Source organism: Streptomyces hokutonensis (assembly GCF_000376565.1).
Classification (GTDB): Bacteria; Actinomycetota; Actinomycetes; order Streptomycetales; family Streptomycetaceae; genus Streptomyces; species Streptomyces hokutonensis.
This window is the reverse complement of record NZ_BARG01000021.1, coordinates 63071-82634: the sequence shown is the minus strand read 5'-3', so window position 1 is coordinate 82634 and position 19564 is coordinate 63071. Positions and strand designations below refer to the sequence as shown.

The 19564-nt window shown below is 70.0% G+C and carries 17 protein-coding genes; 9 read left to right on the top strand and 8 right to left on the bottom strand.

Going from position 1 to position 19564, the window contains the following annotated elements; all coding sequences use genetic code 11:
* Positions 1-33 precede the first annotated feature (33 nt).
* Positions 34-738, top strand: a complete 705-nt coding sequence (locus tag SSP08S_RS10420) for an antibiotic biosynthesis monooxygenase (protein ID WP_019067528.1) — start codon at positions 34-36, stop codon at positions 736-738.
* Positions 739-747: 9 nt separating this feature from the next.
* Here SSP08S_RS10420 and SSP08S_RS10415 read toward each other — a convergent pair whose 3' ends face one another.
* Entirely contained in the window at positions 748-1230 is a 483-nt protein-coding gene (locus SSP08S_RS10415; protein WP_019067527.1) for a hypothetical protein, read from the bottom strand.
* Positions 1231-1318: 88 nt separating this feature from the next.
* Between SSP08S_RS10415 and SSP08S_RS10410 the strand changes: the two genes are divergently transcribed.
* Positions 1319-1936: an ArsR/SmtB family transcription factor gene (locus SSP08S_RS10410; RefSeq protein ID WP_019067526.1), complete on the top strand. Its 618-nt coding sequence runs from the start codon at positions 1319-1321 to the stop codon at positions 1934-1936.
* Positions 1937-1961: 25 nt separating this feature from the next.
* Positions 1962-2687, top strand: a complete 726-nt coding sequence (locus tag SSP08S_RS10405; protein WP_019067525.1) for an SRPBCC family protein — start codon at positions 1962-1964, stop codon at positions 2685-2687.
* 53 nt (positions 2688-2740) lie between these two features.
* On the opposite strand, the gene SSP08S_RS10400 is transcribed toward SSP08S_RS10405, so the two are convergent.
* On the bottom strand, positions 2741-4564 hold the full coding sequence (locus SSP08S_RS10400) for a DUF8508 domain-containing protein (protein WP_019067524.1): 1824 nt from the start codon (positions 4562-4564) through the stop codon (positions 2741-2743).
* 310 nt (positions 4565-4874) lie between these two features.
* On the opposite strand from SSP08S_RS10400, the gene SSP08S_RS10395 reads away from it, so the two are divergent.
* The 5 genes from SSP08S_RS10395 to SSP08S_RS10375 all read left to right on the top strand — a co-directional run bounded on the left by SSP08S_RS10395 (position 4875) and on the right by SSP08S_RS10375 (position 11842).
* The gene (locus tag SSP08S_RS10395) at positions 4875-6311 is read left to right on the top strand and encodes a hypothetical protein (RefSeq protein ID WP_019067523.1); all 1437 of its coding nucleotides are present in this window, start codon (positions 4875-4877) and stop codon (positions 6309-6311) included.
* Between the two features lie 240 nt (positions 6312-6551).
* Complete coding sequence (locus tag SSP08S_RS10390) at positions 6552-8006, top strand: alkaline phosphatase PhoX (protein ID WP_019067522.1); 1455 nt, start codon at positions 6552-6554, stop codon at positions 8004-8006.
* A 490-nt stretch (positions 8007-8496) separates the two neighbouring features.
* The gene (locus SSP08S_RS10385) at positions 8497-10080 is read left to right on the top strand and encodes a TROVE domain-containing protein (RefSeq protein ID WP_019067521.1); all 1584 of its coding nucleotides are present in this window, start codon (positions 8497-8499) and stop codon (positions 10078-10080) included.
* Between the two features lie 83 nt (positions 10081-10163).
* Positions 10164-10811, top strand: a complete 648-nt coding sequence (locus SSP08S_RS64165) for a GntR family transcriptional regulator (RefSeq protein WP_019067520.1) — start codon at positions 10164-10166, stop codon at positions 10809-10811.
* A 14-nt stretch (positions 10812-10825) separates the two neighbouring features.
* Positions 10826-11842, top strand: coding sequence for a 1-aminocyclopropane-1-carboxylate deaminase (locus tag SSP08S_RS10375; RefSeq protein WP_019067519.1), 1017 nt, complete (start codon positions 10826-10828; stop codon positions 11840-11842).
* On the opposite strand, the gene SSP08S_RS10370 is transcribed toward SSP08S_RS10375, so the two are convergent.
* The gene (locus SSP08S_RS10370; protein ID WP_019067518.1) at positions 11839-13284 is read right to left on the bottom strand and encodes an MFS transporter; all 1446 of its coding nucleotides are present in this window, start codon (positions 13282-13284) and stop codon (positions 11839-11841) included. The genes SSP08S_RS10375 and SSP08S_RS10370 overlap by 4 nt on opposite strands.
* 137 nt (positions 13285-13421) lie before the next feature.
* Between SSP08S_RS10370 and SSP08S_RS10365 the strand changes: the two genes are divergently transcribed.
* Positions 13422-14003 (top strand): TetR/AcrR family transcriptional regulator, encoded by a 582-nt coding sequence (locus SSP08S_RS10365; protein WP_019067517.1) that lies wholly within the window; start codon positions 13422-13424, stop codon positions 14001-14003.
* Positions 14004-14063: 60 nt separating this feature from the next.
* On the opposite strand, the gene SSP08S_RS10360 is transcribed toward SSP08S_RS10365, so the two are convergent.
* The 5 genes from SSP08S_RS10360 to SSP08S_RS10340 all read right to left on the bottom strand — a co-directional run bounded on the left by SSP08S_RS10360 (position 14064) and on the right by SSP08S_RS10340 (position 19498).
* Positions 14064-15260 carry a TerD family protein gene (locus SSP08S_RS10360; protein ID WP_019067516.1) on the bottom strand — a complete coding sequence of 399 codons (1197 nt, stop codon included), beginning with the start codon at positions 15258-15260 and terminating at the stop codon, positions 14064-14066.
* Between the two features lie 101 nt (positions 15261-15361).
* On the bottom strand, positions 15362-16351 hold the full coding sequence (locus SSP08S_RS10355) for a zinc-dependent alcohol dehydrogenase family protein (RefSeq protein WP_019067515.1): 990 nt from the start codon (positions 16349-16351) through the stop codon (positions 15362-15364).
* Complete coding sequence (locus SSP08S_RS10350; RefSeq protein WP_019067514.1) at positions 16348-17196, bottom strand: carbohydrate ABC transporter permease; 849 nt, start codon at positions 17194-17196, stop codon at positions 16348-16350. The genes SSP08S_RS10355 and SSP08S_RS10350 overlap by 4 nt, the downstream gene beginning before the upstream one ends.
* Positions 17193-18131 (bottom strand): carbohydrate ABC transporter permease, encoded by a 939-nt coding sequence (locus SSP08S_RS10345; protein WP_019067513.1) that lies wholly within the window; start codon positions 18129-18131, stop codon positions 17193-17195. Before SSP08S_RS10345 ends, SSP08S_RS10350 begins: the two co-directional genes overlap by 4 nt.
* Complete coding sequence (locus tag SSP08S_RS10340; RefSeq protein ID WP_019067512.1) at positions 18128-19498, bottom strand: ABC transporter substrate-binding protein; 1371 nt, start codon at positions 19496-19498, stop codon at positions 18128-18130. Before SSP08S_RS10340 ends, SSP08S_RS10345 begins: the two co-directional genes overlap by 4 nt.
* Positions 19499-19564: the final 66 nt, after the last annotated feature.

Genomic DNA, 19564 nt, shown 5'->3' with positions numbered 1-19564 from the left:
TGTACCCACCCGTACCGATCAGCGGAGGCTCGCATGACCCGTCGTACCGACTCGCATCCCGACCTCGCCGACCCCCGCGTCGGCGCCCCCTTCTTCAGCACCTGGCGCGTCGGCACACCGCTGCGCCAGCGGCAGGCCGTCGAGGCCGTCGCCGTCGCCTGGGAGCGCCGGCCGTGGCCCGCCGACGACCTTCTCGGCTATCACCTCTACACCGGGCACGACGCCTCCACCCTGCTGCACTACTCGCAGTGGACGAGCGAACAGGCCTACGAGGCCTTCGTCAGGACCCGCCGCCAGGAGCGCGTCGACGAGATCGACACCGCCGTGCCGGGCATCGAGCGGCTCGGCCTCGGCCGCTACCGCCACTACCGCAGTGGCGGCCCGGCGGACCGGGGCGCGCGCGTCCCCGGGTGTGTCGTGATCGTCGACGTCGAGTTCGAGGGACCCGACCCCGACCGCCAACGGGCCTGGGTGGACGCGGTGTTCGAGGCGCTGGAGAACGAGCCCGCGCCGCATCCCGGCGGTATCGCCGCCCACTTCCACCTCTCCACCGACGGCACCCGCGTCCTCAACTACGCCGAGTGGACCAGCGCCCAGGCCCACCTGGAAGCCCTCGCGGCCCCCGGCGACGGCATCGGCTCCGCCACCGCGTACTGGGAACGCGTCCAGACCTGGCCGGGCCTCAAGAGCACCACGGTCAGCCGCTACGACCACGCGCTCGGTCTCGTCCGCGAGTGATCGCGGTGTTCACGGCCGCGCGGCCTTCCGGAGGCCGGCTTCGGTGACGTGCCGCTGATACTCGGCCTCGGCAGCGGCATCCAGGAAGGACACCTGCCGCCAGCGGGCCCGGTCGTAGCCGTCGCTCTCGCGCCAGATCTGAACGATGCCGTGGAGCTGGTTCCAGTACTCCCTGGTCATGGTGAGTCGCTGCTTCTCCTTGGCGATCCGCTCGCTCTCCGTCGGGGCGGGGGCGGGGGCGGGAGCGGGCGGCCGGGCCGAGGATTTGGCGAGACGCGGTCTCATGGGGCCACGGATGTCACGTTCGATCAACAGGATGAGGGCCGACACCGACTCGGCGAGAGCCGCTGCTGCGCGGTGCTCCTCCGTGCCGTCGCCGTGCGCGCGTTGCAGCGATTCGAGGCGCGGCACCAGAAAGTCGTAGATCGCCCAGGCGTCGTCCATGGTGATGTCCGTGGCGCGGAGCGGCTTGTGCTCCGGATCGGTGTTCATCGGTCAAGAATGACGCACTCCACCGACAACTCTCACCGACAATCTGACTCCCCTGGACAAAAAAAGTTTTCGGTGAGACGGTGGACGCATGCTGGATGTCACCGTGATCGAGGACCCCGAGGCCGCAGCCGTCTCGCTGGACCCCATAAGGGCCCGGCTGCTCGCCGAGCTGGGGGCGGGACCCGCTTCCGCCGCCATGCTGGCCGGCAAGGTCGGACTGCCCCGGCAGAAGGTGAACTACCACCTCAAGGCGCTGGAGCGGCACGGCCTCGTCGAGCTGGCGGGGGAGCGGCGCAAGGGCAATGTCACCGAGCGGCTGATGCGCGCGACCGCCGCGTCGTACGTCATCTCGCCGCTCGCGCTCGCCGCCGTGCAGCCGGACCCGGACCGCTTCCGCGACCAGCTCTCCGCGCGCTGGCTGCTGGCGCTCGGCGCCCGCCTTGTGCGGGACGTCGGTTCGCTGATCACCGGCGCGGCCAAGGCCCACCAGCGGCTCGCGACCTACGCCCTGGACGGCGAGGTGCGCTTCGCCTCCGCCGCCGACCGGGCCGCGTTCATCCAGGAACTGACCGCCGGGGTGAGCGCCCTCATCCGCAAGTACGACGCGGATGGGGCGGAGGAGGGCCGCGACCACCGGATCGTGGTCGCCGTCCACCCCACGGTCAAGAAGCCGTCCACCCCAGAACTGGACCAAGAGGGCCAGTAGAACCCGTAGTACTCAGGAGTCAGCCATGTCCAAGGAATTCGAGATCGTCTACGAGTTTGAGGTCGACGCCACGCCGGAGCAGGTGTGGGACGCCATCACCTCCGGCACCGGCGGCTGGCTGTGGCCGATGGAGTTCGACGGCGAGAAGCGCGTCGGGCCCTTCGGGTCGACCCTCACCAACTTCGACCCGCCGCACCGGCTCACCGCGCTCACCGAGGACGTCGGCTTCCCGACCCAGAGCCTCAACCAGATCGACGAGACCATCGAGCCCCGCGACGACGGCCGGCGCGCCTGGGTGCGGTACGTGCACAGCGGGATCTTCACGGACGACTGGGACAACCAGTACGACGGCGCGCGCAAGCACAACGCCTTCTACCTGCACACGCTGCGGGAGTACGTCGTCCATTTCGCGGGCCGGCCGGTCGCGTTCGCGACACTCAACGGGCCCGACGCCTCAACCGCCGCCGATGCCTTCGGAGTTGTCGGCCGGGCGCTCGGCCTCGCGGACGACACCGAGCAGGGGGCACGGGTCCAGGCCCGCGGCCCCGAGGGCCAACTCCTGGACGCCGTACTGGACTTCCGCGACCCGTACTTCATCGGACTGCGCACCGACAGCGCGCTGATCCGCTTCTTCGGGCGCAACCACTGGGGCGCCCCGGTCGGCATCAGCGTCCACGACTTCGCCCCGGACGCCGACGCCAAGACCAACGAACTCGCCTGGCAGAACTGGCTGGACGGGGCCTTCGCCTGACCTGGTGCAAGCCGGCGAGACCCCGTCCACCCACCCCCGTGGGCCCGTAGGTGCTACGGCTGGAAGCGCAGCACCTGCGGGTCGTGGTCGCTGATCTGGTCGTTGAACTCCGAGTTGATGTGGACGCTGTCGTACTCGAAGCAGTCCTTGCGGATCGACGGGCTGATCAGGATCTGGTCCAGGACCTGCTCGTTGCCCTGGTAGTCGTACGTGTAACGCTCGTTCTTCGGCAGGGACTTGATCGCCGAGTACAGCTCGCCGTCGCCCTCGAGGATCTTCGCGGTGTCGGAGAACTCGAAGTCGTTCATGTCGCCGAGCGTGATCACGTCCGCGTTCTTCTGCGCGGCCAGGATCTCGTCGACGAAGGCGTTGACCGCCGTCGCCTGCGCGTGGCGCTGGGTCTCCGAGCTGCGGGTGACCGGCTGGTACTGCGCGGTCAGCGGCTGGTCGCCGCCCTTGGAGATCAGGTGGTTGGCGATCACGAAGACCGTCTTGCCCTTGAACACGAACTCGCCCGCGAGCGGCTTGCGGCTCGCGGTCCAGGCCGCGTTGGCCGGGTCGATCCGGCCCGGCGATACGGTGAGTTGGGCCTTGCCGTGCACCTTGGTGACGCCGACCGCGGTCGTGGAGTCGCCGCCCGCGCGGTCGGTGAAGGAGACCCGCTCCGGGTTGAACAGGAACACCTGGCGGATGTTGCCGCCGGGCTCGCCGCCGTCCTTGTCGTTGACGGGGTTGATCGAGCGCCAGTCGTACTTCGGGCCGCCCGCCGCGACGATCGCGTCGATCAGCTTGTTCACCGTGACGCTCGCGTCGACCGTGCCGTCGTCCGTGGCGCCGTTGTTGTCCTGGATCTCCTCCAGGGACACGATGTCGGGGGACTGGAGGTTGTTCACGATCGCGGCGGCGTGCGCGGCGAAGGTGCCGTCGGAGGGGTCGAGGTTCTCGACGTTGTACGTCGCGACCGCGAGCTGGTTCCTCGACTGCTTCTTCGTCGTCTCGCGCTTGAGGCCGCCGCTCTTCACGGTGCCGATCTCGTTCGCGACGAGGGTGTAGCCGCCGTACTGGTTGAAGTCCAGCGGGCCGGCCGTGGTGCCTGTCAGCTTGTCGCCGACGTTGACGACCGGGAAGTCCGCCGTCGCGCCCAGGGACTGGATCTGGAGGCGCCCGCCGTTCTGCGAGTCGTAGGACCCGTAGACCGTGCCACCGCGCGGGGTGGCGTTCTGGTGCGGCTTCACCGTGACCCACAGCTCCGCGTACGGGTCGGTCGCGGTGACCACGCGCGCGTCGGAGACCTGGACGTTCATGCCCTCGAGGGACTCGTAGTAGTCCAGGGCGTACTTCTTGGGCTCCAGGGCCAGCGCGTTGATCGAGTTGCTCGCGGCGGTGTCGCCGGCCGGGGTGTACGCGCTCGGCACGGACTTCGAGTCGATCACGACCGGTGCCGGTACGGCGTTGCCGCTGGAGACGACGGTGACCGTCGGCTTGGTGATCTCGGTCAGCGACTGGTTGCCCGTGGCGGCGCCACCCGGGACGTACTCGGAGACCGTGCCGGAGACGGTGACCGAGTCGCCGACCGCGACCTTCGGGGCCGAGCTGGTGAAGACGAACACGCCCTCACTGGTGGCCGGGTTGTCGTCCGGGGTCGCGTCCTGGAACCAGAAACCCTTGGACGAGCCGTACGTACGGACGCCCGTGACGATGCCCGGTACGTCCGCGACCTTCTGGCCGGCGTACGGCGACAGCCGGGTCGTGCCCTGGATGTCGTGGATGCGGACGCCGTCGGCGTGCGCGGGCGAGGTGAGAACGATCGTGGACGCCACGGAACAGACGGCGGCGACGGTGAGCGCGGCGAGACGCGCGGAGGACTTGCTCGGCAACGGGATCCCTCCGGGGACATGCATGAGCCGGGACGAGGGTGGATGAAGCTGTGCAGCGGCGGTGGGAGCCGCGACCGGTGGGGCGGTAGCGACGCGCGTAGAAGATACCTGGACTAGGTGTCCATGACATTTCTACGCGCGTCAATCTCATTGCGGGGCCGCCCAGTTGTCAAGGTTTCAGCCATGTACTCCTCGTGGCCGGGACATGAACCGGGCGGCATGGGTCGAAATCCGTCTAGGCTGAGCGGCTGAGTCGTGTGTCGTGTGCGGCCGTCGTACGGCCTTCGAGGCGCCCTAGGAGAACCCCCCGATGTCAGACAGCTCCCCCCTGCCGCCGGTGCGGCTGCACTCCGAAGCGGAGCTGGCGCGTGACGCGCTGTCCACACCCCTGCTGGCCCGTGCGGCCCGGCTCGCCCGCTGGGCCGGCCCCGACACCCGCGTCGAGGCCGGTGGCGGCCTTGTCGACGAGCAACTGCCCGCCGCAGCCGAGCTGCTCGGGCTGACCGGCGACGACGCGGCGGCCGACGCCAGCGAGGCCTGGCGGGTCGCGGTCGACACCGGGCTGGTCGAGATCGTCGACGAGGAGGAGGGCACCGTGGCGGCCGGCGAGGAGCTGGCGCTGCTCACCTCCGGCTCGCCGCACGACGTCCTCGCGGTCTGGCTCGGCGCCCTCGAGACCCTCCTCGCGGACGCGAGCGTGCCCGATCTGGACGGTCTTGTCGACGCCGTCGGCGAGGGCGGCGAGGTCGATTTCTCGTCACTCGACTGGGACCCCGAGGCGGAGGCAGAGTTCCTCGACGGCGTCCTCGGCAACCTCTATCTCCTCACCGTCAACGAGGAGGGCCCCGGCGACGGCCCCATTCCGCTGCCCGCGCTGGCCGCCTCGATGATCGTGCCCAGCGACATGGGGGAGCCCACCAACGACGTACTGGAACAGGTCTCCGACGCGATGATGCGCCTCGACGACCAGTTCCGGCTGCTCGCACCGGTCGGGATCGTCGAGTACCAGCCCGTGGACGAGGCCCTGATGGCCGACTTCGACGAAGCGGCCGACGGAACCCCGCCCGCCGTCGACGAGACCGATGTCACCCGCTACGGCATGGTGCGGCTCACCCCGCTCGGCCTCTACGGCCTGCGGGCCCGCCTCCAGGAGGCCGGCTTCGTGGCGCCCGCCGTCGGAGACCTCGCCGACAAGGGCGCGGACGCGCTCCTCGACGGTACGTCCACCTTCCCGCAGAAGGCCGCGCGGGCCGAGACCGAACAGTGGCTGGCGGGCCGTCAACCCCTCGCCGCCGCACGGGAGTTGCTGGCGGCGGCCCGCGGCGCCGACAGCGGGGCGCCACTGCGCCGCCTGCTCTGCCAACAAGCCCTCTCCCTCGTCGGCCAGGAGGCCGAGCCCGCACTGCGCGAGGTGCTCGACGACCCCGAACTCGGCGGCCTCGCCCGGGTCTGGCTGAGCGAACGCGGCGCGAGCGACGTCCCCGCGCCCTCCGAGGACCTGGTCTTCTGGCTGACCGTCGACACGGTCGCCGCGCAACTGGCCGCCGAGGGCAACTCCGAGGAGCTGCAGGCCCTGGTCGAGGGTCTGGCCCAGCAGCACAACGGGTTCTTCGCGGCGGCCTGGCGGGTCGACCACCCCGCGACCGCCGACGTCCTGGAGGCGATGGGCCGGCTGCACCCCGACAAGCGGATCGCGAAGGAAGCCCGCAAGGCGGCCTTCAAGGCGCGCTCCCAGCAAGGGAGTTGAGCCGATGCGGCACCGGTGGCTTTTGAGTCCCATGGGTGACGGCATACGACTTCCTGGCTGATCGCAGACGAATCCATGGCCGATCACATAGAGATCGATGGCCGATTGCATACGGATTCATGGAAGAGAGCCCGGCGAAGTCGACCGGTGTTCAACTCGTGTTCAGACATGGGCGGAAGCGTGGCGCCGACCGAGGTCCGCCACCCTCCACGGCACACCCACCGTCACATGAGACACACCATGTCGCTCACCCGCAGAGACTTCGCCGCGAAATCCGCGATCACCGGTGCCGGGGTCGCCCTGGCGGGCAGCGTCGGCGCCCTCGCCACCGCCCCGAACGCCCTCGCCGCCACCGACACCGAGACCGCGGCCGAGGAGTCGGCGACCGGCTACGGCCACGGCCATGCCGGCGTCGGCTACGGCCCGCTGGTCGCCGACCCGGACGGCCTCCTCGCCCTCCCCGCCGGCTTCAAGTACCGCGTCATCACCTACAGCGGCAAGACCAAGCTGGAGTCGGGCGAGTTCACCCCCTCCAACCACGACGGCACGTCCACCTTCGACGGCCCGCGCGGCGCCACCCTCCTCGTCAACAACCACGAGCTGGCCGGCCCCCGCGCCAACTGGCCCCACCCCGTCCCGCTGACCGAGGGCCTCGTCTACGACCCCGCCGCGGCCGGCGGCTGCACGGTCGTCGAGGTCCGCCGCGACCACGTCGCCGAGTGGGTCGGCATCGCCGGCACCGCGACCAACTGCGCGGGCGGCAACACCCCTTGGGACACCTGGCTCACCTGCGAGGAGACCGAGGACAAGGCCGGCACCAACGGCTTCACCAAGGACCACGGCTACGTCTTCGAGGTCGACCCGGTGGACCGCCGCGCCAACAAGAACCCCAAGCCGATCAAGGCACTCGGCCGCTACGCCCACGAGGCCGTCGTCGTCGACCCCAAGCGCGGCCACCTGTACCTGACCGAGGACGCGTCGAACCCCAACGGCCTCCTCTACCGCTGGACCCCGCCCGAGCACTTCCACCACGGCCGCGGCAAGCTCCGCACCCTCGCCGACGACGCGGGCGTCCTCGAAGCCTTCAAGTGCTTCGACTCCGGCGGCAAGTTCGTCGACGACCTCTCCCGCGCCACGAAGATCGGCACGGTCTACGGCGTCGACTGGGTGACCGTTCCCGACCGCGACGCGAAGACGACCTCCGTCCGCAAGCAGTTCGCGGCCGGCGAGATCACCCGCGCCCGCAAGCTCGAAGGCATGTGGTGGGGCGACGGCGGCACCTACATCGTCTCCTCCTTCGCCCGCACGGAGAGCCCCGTCCAGCACGACGGCGCCGTCTGGTTCTACGACCCCAAGCGTCGCACCCTGACGCTGAAGGTGCTGCTCGGCGTCAACCCCGACCCCTCCGTGGACGGCGCGTTCGACGGCCCCGACAACATCACCGTCTCCCCCTACGGCGGCCTCGTCATCGCCGAGGACGGCGAGGGCGTACAGCACCTGTTCGGCGCGACCGAGAGCGGCCGCACCTACCCGATCGCCCGCAACGAACTCAACATCGGCACCGCGGAGAAGCCGGAATACAGCGAGTTCACCGGCGTGACCTTCTCGCCCGACGGCAAGACGCTTTACGCCAACATCCAGACGCCCGGCATCATGCTCGCCATCACGGGCCCCTGGAAGCGCCAGAAGAAGTAGTTAATTCGTTCGCCCGACTCGCAGCCGCCTCCTAGAGTGAAGAACGTCCAGGTGCGAAGGCAGGACCTACTTCCACTGATAATGGGGCGGCCGCGGGTTCGAGTCCCGCCACCGGTACAACGCGCCGGTGTAGCTCAGGGGTTAGAGCACCTACGTCGGTTCCGCCGGCCTTGAACTCTGGACACCACAACTTCATGCACCTCCCGGTGCGCGGGCCGCGGCTACTTCTTCCAAAGAATCCCATGCCGCCGCCGATTTGATCTCGGGAGGCGCGGCATTTGGTGGGTGCCCGGTGCGCAGGCAGCGGATACTTCGGGAACTGGTGGGGGTGAATCCCTCATGCGGGTTCGAATCCCGTCATCGACTCAGGTCGATGTGGCGGAACGGAAGACGCGCCAGTTTATAAGCACCGCAGCCGACTTCGACCTCGGGCGCTCTCCCTTTGCCGCTCCTCCCTCCGGAACACCAATGAATTCGGGGGGAATTCATCATGTCGCGATTCAACAACAAGACGGCGAAGGCGCAGCCCACGTCGCGAGTGACCTCGACGGGCCGAGTACTCCGCACCTACCAGGGCGGCCGAGGCCGTGAGCGGGACGCGCGCTCCGAGCTCTTTCTGCTCGCCGTCACCAACTTCGTCTCCCAGCAGACCTTCTACGAGTCCGGCGCCGACCGCGACGACCGCTTCGCGACCCTCGTGCGCGAGCTCGCCGTCACCGACCCGGCCTGGACGGCCGGCCTCCTCGGCTGGCTCCGCGGAGAGGGGAACCTCCGTACGGCCTCGATCGTGGGCGCCGCCGAGTACGTGAAGGCCCGCCTCGACGCGGGTGCCACCGACGGCCCCTCGAACCGACAGGTCGTCGACTCCGTGCTCCGGCGCCCGGACGAGCCCGGCGAGCTCCTCGCGTACTGGACCGCGCGCTACGGCCGTGCCGTCCCGAAGCCCGTCAAGCGCGGTGTCGCCGACGCCGTACAGCGGCTCTACAACGGCAAGTCGCTGCTGAAGTACGACACCGCGTCCAAGGGCTACCGCTTCGGCGACATCCTCAACCTGGTGCACGCGGCGCCGGACCCGGACAAGGCGTGGCAGGGCGAGCTGTTCCAGTACGCCCTGGACCGCCGGCACCACCCGGACACCGCCGTACCGCCCGCGTCGAACCAAGTCCTCACCGCGCACCGCGAGTTGATGGCGCTGCCGGTCGCCGAGCGGCGCGCGGTCGTCACGGCGCCGGACGGAGCGGCGCGGCTCGCGGCGGCCGGGATGACCTGGGAGGCGCTGGCCGGCTGGCTCCAGGGCCCGATGGACAAGGCGGCCTGGGAGGCGGTCATCCCGTCCATGGGTTCGATGGCGCTCGTCCGGAATCTCCGGAACTTCGACGAGGCCGGAGTCTCCGACGAGGTCGCGGCCCGGGTCGCGGCGAAGATCAGCGACCCGGCGGAGGTCGCGCGCTCGCGGCAGTTCCCCTTCCGGTACCTCGCCGCGTACCAGCACGCGCCCTCGCTGCGCTGGGCGTACCCGCTGGAGCGGGCGCTCGGCCACTCGCTGGCCAATGTGCCCGCGCTGCCGGGCCGCACGCTGGTGCTCGTGGACCGCTCGGGCTCGATGTTCTACTCCCGGCTGTCCGACCGCTCCGAGCTCAACCGGGCCGACGCGGCGGCGGTCTTCGGCACGGCGCTCGCGTTGCGGGCGGCGGACGCGGACCTCGTCGAGTTCGGCACCACGAGCAGGCGCCTGGACTTCGCCGCTGGCGAGTCGGTGCTCAAGGTCCTGGGCCGCTTCGGCGACCTGGGCGGCACCGACACGACCTCGGCGGTCCGCTCGCACTACCGGGGCCAGGACCGGGTGCTGATCATCACCGACGAGCAGGCCGAGTACAGCCACTACGGCGACCCGACCGAGCAGGTCCCGGCCCACGTGCCGGTCTACACCTGGAACCTCGCCGGGTACCGGGCGGGCCACGGCCCGTCCGGCACCGCCAACCGGCACACCTTCGGCGGCCTCTCGGACGCGGCCTTCCGGATGGTGCCGCTGCTGGAGGCGGCCCGGGACGCGGACTGGCCCTGGGCTGCCTGAATCCCGGCACCTGGCCCGCACCCACGCACGGGTGCGGGCCACACCCTTGTCCGAAGGGAGATTGACATCTAACATTTCAGTTCATGAACGCCCTACGGCCCGTCCCGCGCACCCTCCTCCGTGACCGCGCCTACGAAGCGATCCGTGACGCCATCGTCGCCGGGGAGATCGAACCCGGCGCGGTGGTGCGGGACGCCGAGCTGGCCGAGCGGCTCGGGCTGTCGCGGGCGCCGGTGCGGGAGGCGTTCTCGCGGCTCGTGGACGACGGGCTCCTGGAGAGCAAGCCGCAGAGCTACACCCGGGTGACCCCGGTGGTGGCCGCCGACGTACGGGACGCGGCGGCCGTCGTCGGCGCCCTGCACGAGTTGGTGACGCGGATCGCCGTACCCCTCTTGCAGGACACGGACGTCGATGTGATGCGCGCGGCCAACGACCGGTTCGCCGCCGCCGTGCGCGCCGGGGACGTGGACGCGGCGCTGCGCGCCGACGATGAACTGCACGACGTCCTGGTCCGGGTGAGCGGCAACCGCGCGGCCGCGGCCACCGTCGCCCGCTACACCCCCCTCATCCGTCGGCTGGAGCGACGGCGCTTCGGCGAGGGCGGCAACTGCCGTTCGGCAGGACTGCACGAGCGGCTCATCGAGGCCTGCTCCGACGGTGACGTGGACGACGCGGTCCGCGTGACGGCCGAGATCTGGCGGGGTCTCGAAAGCCTCGCCGACACCGACTGACCCGGGAGAACCCCATGTCCCTTTCCTCGTACGACCGTTACCCCCTCCTCTTCGGCCCCTCGCCCGTCCACCCGCTGGAGCGGCTCACCGCCCACCTCGGCGGCGCCGCCCTGTGGGCCAAGCGGGAGGACTGCAACTCCGGTGTGGCGTACGGCGGCAACAAGACGCGCAAGCTGGAGTACCTCGTCGCGGACGCCCTCGCGAAGGGCTGCGACACCCTCGTGTCGATCGGCGGTGTGCAGTCCAACCACACCCGTCAGGTCGCCGCCTGTGCCGCCCGCGCCGGGCTCAAGTGCGTGCTGATCCAGGAGAGTTGGGTGGAGTGGCCCGACTCCGTCTACGACAAGGTCGGCAACATCCTGATCAGCCGGCTCGCCGGAGCGGACGTACGCCTGGTGAAGGCCGGGTTCGGCATCGGCTTCAAGGAGAGCTGGGAGCAGGCGCTGCGCGAGGTCGAGGAGAGCGGCGGCAAGCCGTACGCCATCCCGGCCGGCGCCTCCGACCACCCGCTCGGCGGCCTCGGTTTCGCCAACTGGGCCCACGAAGTCGCCGAGCAGGAGCGGGAGTTGGGCGTCTTCTTCGACACCGTGGTGGTGTGCTCGGTGACCGGCTCCACCCAGGCGGGCATGGTCGCCGGGTTCCGGGCGCTGGAGGAGGCGGGCGGGCGTGAGCGGCGCGTGCTCGGCATCGACGCCTCGGCCAAGCCCGCCGAGACCCGCGAACAGGTGGCCCGCATCGCGCACGGCACCGGCCAACTGATCGGGGTCAAGCGGGAGTTGACCGTCGAGGACGTCGAGCTCGACGACCGCTACCACGCGGGCATCTACGGCATCCCGGACGAGACCACCCTGGAGGCGATGCGCCTCGCCGCCCGCACCGAGGGGATGGTCACCGACCCCGTGTACGAGGGCAAGTCGATGGCCGGGATGATCGACCTCGTCGCGCGCGGCGAGATCGCCGCCGACTCCACCGTGCTCTACGCCCACCTCGGCGGACAGCCCGCGCTGAACGCGTACAGCGCGCTGTTCTAGACGGCCGGCTCGGTCTTCTTCCTGCCGGTGATCACGAACGCCGACACCAGCAGTGCGGTCAGGGCGATCAGCGCGCCGACGGCGAACGCGCGGGCCGAGCCGTGGACGAGGATGTCGGACGGCGATCCGGTCGCGTGCCGGGTCGCCGTGCCGAAGACGGTGACCAGGACGGACAGTCCGAGGGTGCCGCCGAGCCACTGGAGGGTCTGGAGCAGACCCGCCGCCGAACCTGCCTCCCAGGGTTCGACGCCCGCGAGGATCGTCGCGTTGAGCGGCATGAAGCTGAGGCCGACGCCCACGCCCATCAGGACGAGCGGGCCGAACAGCCCGGTCAAGTAGCCGTCGCCGGAGCTGAGTTGTGAGAGCCAGCCCGCCGAGGCGACGAGCAGGGTCATGCCGGTGAGGAGGACCGGTTTCGCGCCGAGACGGGCGAGCAGGCGCGGCACGAAGCGGACGACCGTGAACATCGCCAGGGTCATCGGCAGGAATGCGAAGCCCGCGCGCAACGGGCTGTAGTCCAGGACGCGTTGGCAGATCAGGGTGAGGAAGTAGAACGCGCCGAACATGCCCGCCGGCAGCAGCAGGACGCCCGCGTAGCCGCCCGCGCGGTTGCGGCTCGCGAACAGCCGTAGCGGCATGATGGGTTGGTCGGCGCGGGACTCGACCAGGGTGAAGCCCACGAGCAGGGCCGCCGCCGCGCTGAAGCCCAACCGGGCCTGGAGGTCGCCCCAGCCGTCCGAGGAGACCCGGATGAACGCGTACACCAGCGAGGTCATCCCGGCGGTGCCCGTGAGTGCGCCCGCCGCGTCGAACCGGCCCGCGTGGCGCGGGGTTTCGCCCACGAAGCGGGGGAGGGCGAGGGCCACGGCCGCGCCGATCGGCACGTTGATCAGGAGGGACCAGCGCCAGGACGCCCAGGAGGTGAGCATGCCGCCGATGACCAGGCCGATCGAGGCGCCGATGCCGGCCATGGACGTGTAGATGCCCAGCGCGTGGTGACGGCGCGGCCCCTCCGGGAAGTTGGTGGTGATCAGGGCGAGGGTGTTGGGCGCGATGAGCGCGGCGCCCAGGCCCTGGAGCGCGCGGGCCGCGAGCAACCAGGCGCTGTCGGTGGCCAGTCCGCCGAGCAGCGAGGACGAGGCGAAGAGCAGCACGCCGATCGTGAGCGTCCGGCGGCGGCCGACGATGTCGCCGACCCGGCCGCCGAGCAGGAGCAGTCCGCCGAAGGCGAGGGTGTAGGCGTTGAGGACCCAGGACAGGCCGGTGGGGCTGAAGCCGAGGTCCTTCTGGATGTCGGGCAGCGCGACGTTGACGACGGTGGCGTCGACGCCGACCATCAGGTAGGCGGTGACGACGACGAAGAGGACGATGCCGAGCCTGGCGGGCCCGGGTGGCGCGGAGAGAGCATGGGCGGTGGTGGACGGTGCGGACGGGGTGGACATGGAGTTCTCCCGGTCTGGCGTCCCCGGCTGAGAGGCGTGCGGGCAGCGCGGACTGCCCGCCGAGGTAAGCGGGGACTGTCTCCGTTTAGTACTCGGTAAGATACGGAGAGAGTCCCCGGTTCGCAAGGAGTATCTGGATGACGCAGGTCAGGCCCATGCGCGCGGACGCTCGGCGCAACTACGAGCGCCTGCTGAAGGTGGCGGCCGAGGCGTTCGCCGAGCACGGGGAGAACGCGTCGCTCGACGACATCGCCAAGCGCGCAGGTGTCGGCTCCGGCACGCTCTACCGGCACTTCCCGACCCGGCAGGCGCTGCTGGAGGCGGCCTACGTCGACCGGATCGAGGCGCTCGGGACCCGCGCCGACGAGCTCGCGAAGGAACTGCCGCCGGGCGAGGCACTGGCCGAGTGGCTGTACGAGGTGTGCGTCGGCACGATCCAGGTGCGGGGAATGAAGGCCCTGTTGGGCTCGGCCGTCTCGGACGGCACCAATGTCACGCTCACGGTCTGCGGCACGCACATGAAGAGCGCGGCACAGCGACTGGTCGAGGCGGCGCAGCAGGAGGGCACTCTGCGCAAGGACATCGAGCCGATCGAGGTCCTGCGACTGGCCCACGGGGTGTCCACGGCCTCGGAGCTGGCGAACGGCCAGGGGAAGCACATCCGCCGCTATCTGTCCCTGCTGACGGACGGCCTGCGGCCCGCCGCCCAGGGGGAATGAACGCCGGGCGCCCCTCGATCAGGGGCGCCCGCAGCGGTCGTAGGACTGTGTCCCTGGTGGTTACAGTGCCTGGGCCGCCGGCTTCACCATGCCGCGCACCGTGCGGGACTTCACGAAGTCGCCCATCGCGGTCATGTCCCATTCGCCGGAGAACTGCTTGACGAGCTTCGCCATCATGACGCCGGTCTGGGCCTCGGCGTTGGTGAGGTCGAAGCGGACCAGTTCCTCGCCGGTCGCGGCGTCCAGGAGGCGGCAGTAGGCCTTGGCGACCTCGGTGAACTTCTGGCCGGAGAAGGAGTTGACCGTGAAGACCAGGCCGGTGACCTCCTGGGGGATGCGGCCGAGGTCGACCACGATCACCTCGTCGTCACCGCCGCCCTCGCCGGTGAGGTTGTCCCCGGAGTGCTTGATCGCGCCGTTGAGGATGGACAGCTTGCCGAAGTAGCAGCTGTCGACGTGGTTGCGCTGCGGGCCGTAGGCGATGACCGAGGCGTCCAGGTCGATGTCCTTGCCGCGGTACGCGGGCTCCCAGCCGAGGCCCATCTTGACCTGGGAGAGCAGCGCGCGGCCGCCCTTGACCAGGGACACCGTCTGGTTCTTCTGGAGGCTGACGCGGCCCTTGTCCAGGTTGATCTTGCCGGCGCCGAGCGGGGGCGCGGCGGGCGGGGCCGGGGGAGCGGCGGGCGCCGGAGGCGCCATGGGGACCTCTGTCGCGGGGGCGGGCGGAGCCATCGGGGCGGGCGGAGCCGCCGGCGCCGGGGCCGGTTCCTCCACCGAGACGCCGAAGTCCGTGGCGATGCCCGCCAGGCCGTTCGCGTAGCCCTGGCCGACCGCGCGGGCCTTCCAGACGCCGTTGCGGAGATAGATCTCCACGACCACGAGTGCCGTCTCGGCGCCGAGCTGCGGGGGCGTGAACGTGGCCAGCACCGAGCCGTCGGCCGCGTTGCGGATCGTCGCCGTGGGCTCGATGCCCTGGAAGGTCTGCCCGGCGGCGTCGGGGCTCGCCGTGACGACGATCTTCTCGATCCCGGGCGGCACCGCGGCCGTGTCGACGGTGATCGCGTCCGGGGACGTACCGCCGCCGGAGCGGTACGTCACACCCGGGCCGTTCGGCTGGTTGTAGAAGATGAAGTCGTCGTCCGAGCGCACCTTGCCGTCGCCGGTGAGCAGCAGGCTCGACACGTCGAGCCGCACGGGGGCGGAGACATCGACCGCCACCCGGGAGACCGGAAGAGGGATGTTCGAGCCAGGGGTCATAGCTGTCATGCCTCGTGAACGACCGAGACCATTTTGCCGTTCCCTTACCAAGTGACCAATTGGCCAAGCTTTGGCATTACCGGCCCGAATCCCGTCGATCCCTAGGGGATCACCACGATCTTCCGCCCCACTCCGGCCGCGAACTGGGCCAGCGCCTCCGGATACCGCTCCAGCTCCATCCGGTCGCTGATGAAGATCCCGGGGTCGAGGACCCCGTTCGCGAACAGCTCCGCCGCGCGCTCGAAGCTGTGCAGCACGGCCATGGAGCCGGTGATGGTGATCTCCTGGTTGTAGATGCGGTACGGGTCGATCGACACCCGGGTCGCGTAGTCGGCCACCCCGAACTGCAGGAACGTGCCCGCCTTCGCCACCCGGTCCAGGCCGTCCTGGATCGCCGCCGCGTTGCCGGTCGCGTCGATCACGAGGTCCCAGCCCTGCGGCCTCTCCAACTCGTCCGCGTTCGCCGCCGACCCGGAGACACCGAGCGTGCGGGCCGTCTCCAGGCGGGCCGGGTTCAGGTCCACGACGTCGACGCTCGCCGCGCCGGTGCGCTTGGCCAGCTCGAGCATCATCAGGCCCATGGTCCCGGAGCCGTAGATCAGGACATGGGCGCCGAGCCGGGACTGGAGGACGTCGTAGCCGCGCACCGCGCAGGAGAGCGGTTCGATCAGGGCCGCGTCCTCGGTGCGGACGTGCTCCGGCAGTTTCACGCAGTTCGCCACCGGGGCCACCGCGAACTGGGCCGCGCCGCCGGCGGTGGTGACGCCGATCGCGGCCCAGCGTTCGCAGAGGTTGTTGTGGCCGTTGCGGCACTGCCGGCACTCGAAGCAGTACAGCGACGGATCCACGGCCACCTGGTCGCCGACCGAGACCTCGGTGACCTGGGTGCCGACCGCGACGATCTCGCCGGCGAACTCGTGGCCCGGCACGATCGGCAGCTTGGGCGCGAACTCGCCCTGGAGGATGTGCAGATCGGTGCCGCAGAGGCCGCACGCGGCGACCTCGACGACGACCTCGCGGGGACCCGGCGTCGGGTCCGGGACCTCGGTGACGACGGCGCGGCCCACGGACTCGATGACGGCGGCCTTCATTTGACGGCTCCCAGGGAGAGGCCCTGGACCAGCTTGTCCTGGGCGGCGAACCCCGCGGCGAGCACCGGCAGGGAGATGACGAGCGACGCGGCGCACACCTTCGCCAGGAACAGGCCCTGGCTGGTGATGAAGCCGGTCAGGAACACGGGCGCGGTCTCGGCGACGACACCCGTGAGGACCCGGGCGAACAGCAGCTCGTTCCAGCTGAAGATGAAGCAGATCAGGGCTGTTGCCGCGATGCCGGGGAGGGCGATCGGGGCCACCACGCGCGCGAGGATGGTCGGCAGCCGGGCGCCGTCGATCTGCGCCGCCTCGATGACGGCGACCGGGACCTCGGCTAGGAAGGACTGCATCATCCACACCGCGATCGGCAGGTTCATGGAGGTGTAGAGGATGACCAGGAGCCAGATGTTGTCCAGCATCCCGGCGTTCTTCGCGAACAGGTAGATCGGCAGCAGGCCCGCCACCACCGGGAGCATCTTCGTGGACAGGAAGAAGAACAGGACGTCGGTCCACTTCTTCACCGGGCGGATCGACAGCGCGTAGGCCGCCGGGAACGCCAGCAGCAGTACGAGGAGCGTCGAAGTCACGGACGCCACAAGGGAGTTGACCAGCGCGGGCCAGGGGCTCGCGCCGCCGCCGGTACCGAAGAACTCCCGGTAGCCGTCCAGGGTGAGGGCGGCCCCGAAGGACGGCGGATTGGTCGCAGCGTCGCTCTCCGAGTGGAAGGACGTCAGCGCCATCCAGGCGATGGGCAGGAAGAACACGATGCCCAGGAGCCAGGCCACCAGGCCGAGGCCCGAGCCTTTGCGGCGGGCACGCGCGCGTACGGCGATGCTGCTCATGCGTGCGACGCCTCCTCTCGGAACAGGGACGACACGACCCGCAGGGCGAAGGTCGCGATGATGATCGAGCCGATGACGACCAGGACGCCGGCCGCCGAGGCGAGACCGTTCTCGTGGGCCTGGTAGAAGCTCTGGTAGACGGTGTACGGCAGGTTGGCCGTGCCCAGGCCGCCGGACGTGATCGTGAAGACCGCGTCGAAGTTCTGGACGATGTAGATCGAGCCCAGCAGGGCGCCGAGTTCGAGATAGCGGCGCAGATGCGGCAGCGTCAGATAGCGGAAGACCTGCCAGTCGCTCGCGCCGTCCACCTTCGCGGCCTCGATCTGCTGGTGGTCGCGGCTCTGCAGCCCGGCCAGCAGGATCAGCATCATGAACGGCGTCCACTGCCACACGAGAGACGCCTCTACGGCGAGCAGCGGGGTGTTGGAGATCCAGTCCGGCTGCGGTCCGCCCACATAGTGCAACAGACCGTTGAGCAGGCCGTATTCGGGGTTGTAGAGCACATGCTTCCAGAGCAGGGCCGCGGCCACCGGCACCACCAGGAACGGGGCGATCAGCAGGGTGCGGACGAAGCCCCGGCCGCGGAACTTGCGGTCCAGGAGCAGGGCGAGCAGCAGGCCGAAGACCAGGCTGGCCAGCACCACCGCGACGGTGAGCAGGACGGTCGTCCACACCGAGTGGCGCAGGTCGGCGTCGCTGAGGACCTGCTGGTAGTTGTCGAAACCGGTGAAGTGCCGGGCCTTCGGATAGAGCGCGTTCCAGTCGAAGAACGAGATCACCAGCGTGGCCACGAAGGGGAGCTGGGTCACGACGATCATGAAGACCAGGGCGGGGAGCAGCGGGGCACGGGTGGCCCAGGCGCGCAGTCGGTCCGAGGGCTGCCGCGCGGTACGGGTGGGGCTGGTGGCCAGAGGGGCCGTGGTCGTGGCGGTCATCGTCCCTCGTACTCCTTGGAGATCTTCTCGGCGAGCTTCTGGGACTTCTTCAGGGCCGAGTCGACGGACTGGCGTCCGGCGATGGCCGAACTGATCTCCTGGGAGACCTTCGTACCGAGGTCGGTGAACTCGGGGATGTCGACGAACTGGATGCCGGGCGCGGGCCGCGGCTGTACGCCGGGGTCATTGGGCTTGGCGCCCTCGATGGCCTCCTTCGTCTGCTCCTGGAAGGCGGCGGCCTCCTTCACGTACTCGGGGTTCGTGTACGTCGAGGCGCGCTTCCCGGCCGGCACGTTGGCCCAGCCGTCCGTCTCGCCGACCAGCTGCTCGTACTCCTTGCTGGACGCCCAGGACACGAACTTCCAGGCCTTGTCGGAGTTGTGGGAGGCCTTCTGGATGCCCCAGGCCCAGGTGTAGAGCCAGCCGGAGGAGTCGGTCTTCTCGACGGGCGCGGGGACGTAGCCGATCTTGCCCTTCACCGGGGAGCCCTTGGCCTCCAGCGAGCCCGCCGCCGAGGTGGCGTCGTACCACATGGCGACCTTGCCCTGGGTGATGTTGTTGAGGCACTCGGCGAACCCGGACTGGGCCGCGCCGGACTCGCCGTGCTTGCGGACGAGGTCGACATAGAACTTCGTCGCCTGCTCGAACGCGGGGGAGTCGAGCTGTGCCTTCCAGTCCTTGGTGAACCAGCTGCCGCCGAAGGTGTTCACGACGGTGGTCAGGGGCGCCATCAGCTCGCCCCAGCCGGGCAGCCCGCGCAGGCAGATGCCCTTCATGCCCGACTTCGCGCCGTCGACCTCGGCGGCTATGTCGGCCACCTGGGTCCAGGTCGGGTGCGCGGGCATCGTGAGGCCCTTCGCGGCGAGCACGTCCTTGCGGTACATCAGGAAGGACGACTCGCCGTAGAACGGCTGCCCGTAGAGCTTGCCGTCGTCCGCGGTCAGGGACTCCCGCATCGGCTTGAGGATGTCCTGCTCGTCGTAGGCGGGGTCCTTCGCGACGTACGAGTCCATCTCGTGCAGCCAGCCGTTGCGGGCGTAGATCGGGATCTCGTAGTTGGAGAGGGTCGCCACGTCGTACTGGCCGGCCTGGTTGGCGAAGTCCTGGCTGATCTTGTCGCGGACGTCGTTCTCGGGCAGCACCGTGAAGTTGACCTTGATGCCGGTCTCCTTCGTGAAGTGCGGGGCCAGTTTCTGGAGTTCGACCATCTGGGGGTTGTTGACCATCAGGACGTTGATCGAGTTGCCGCCTGATCCGGCGCCGCCCGCTCCGACCCAGCAGCCGGAGAGCAGCGGGGCGAGCAGCGTCCCTACGGCGGCCAGGGCGAGCGTGGCTCGCGGCGGCCGTCGTCGGCTCTGGGTTCGCATGGATCGCTCCTGCACATATGGGGAGAAAAAGGCGCCGGCCGGGCGTGGCCGTGCCCTACGTGGAGA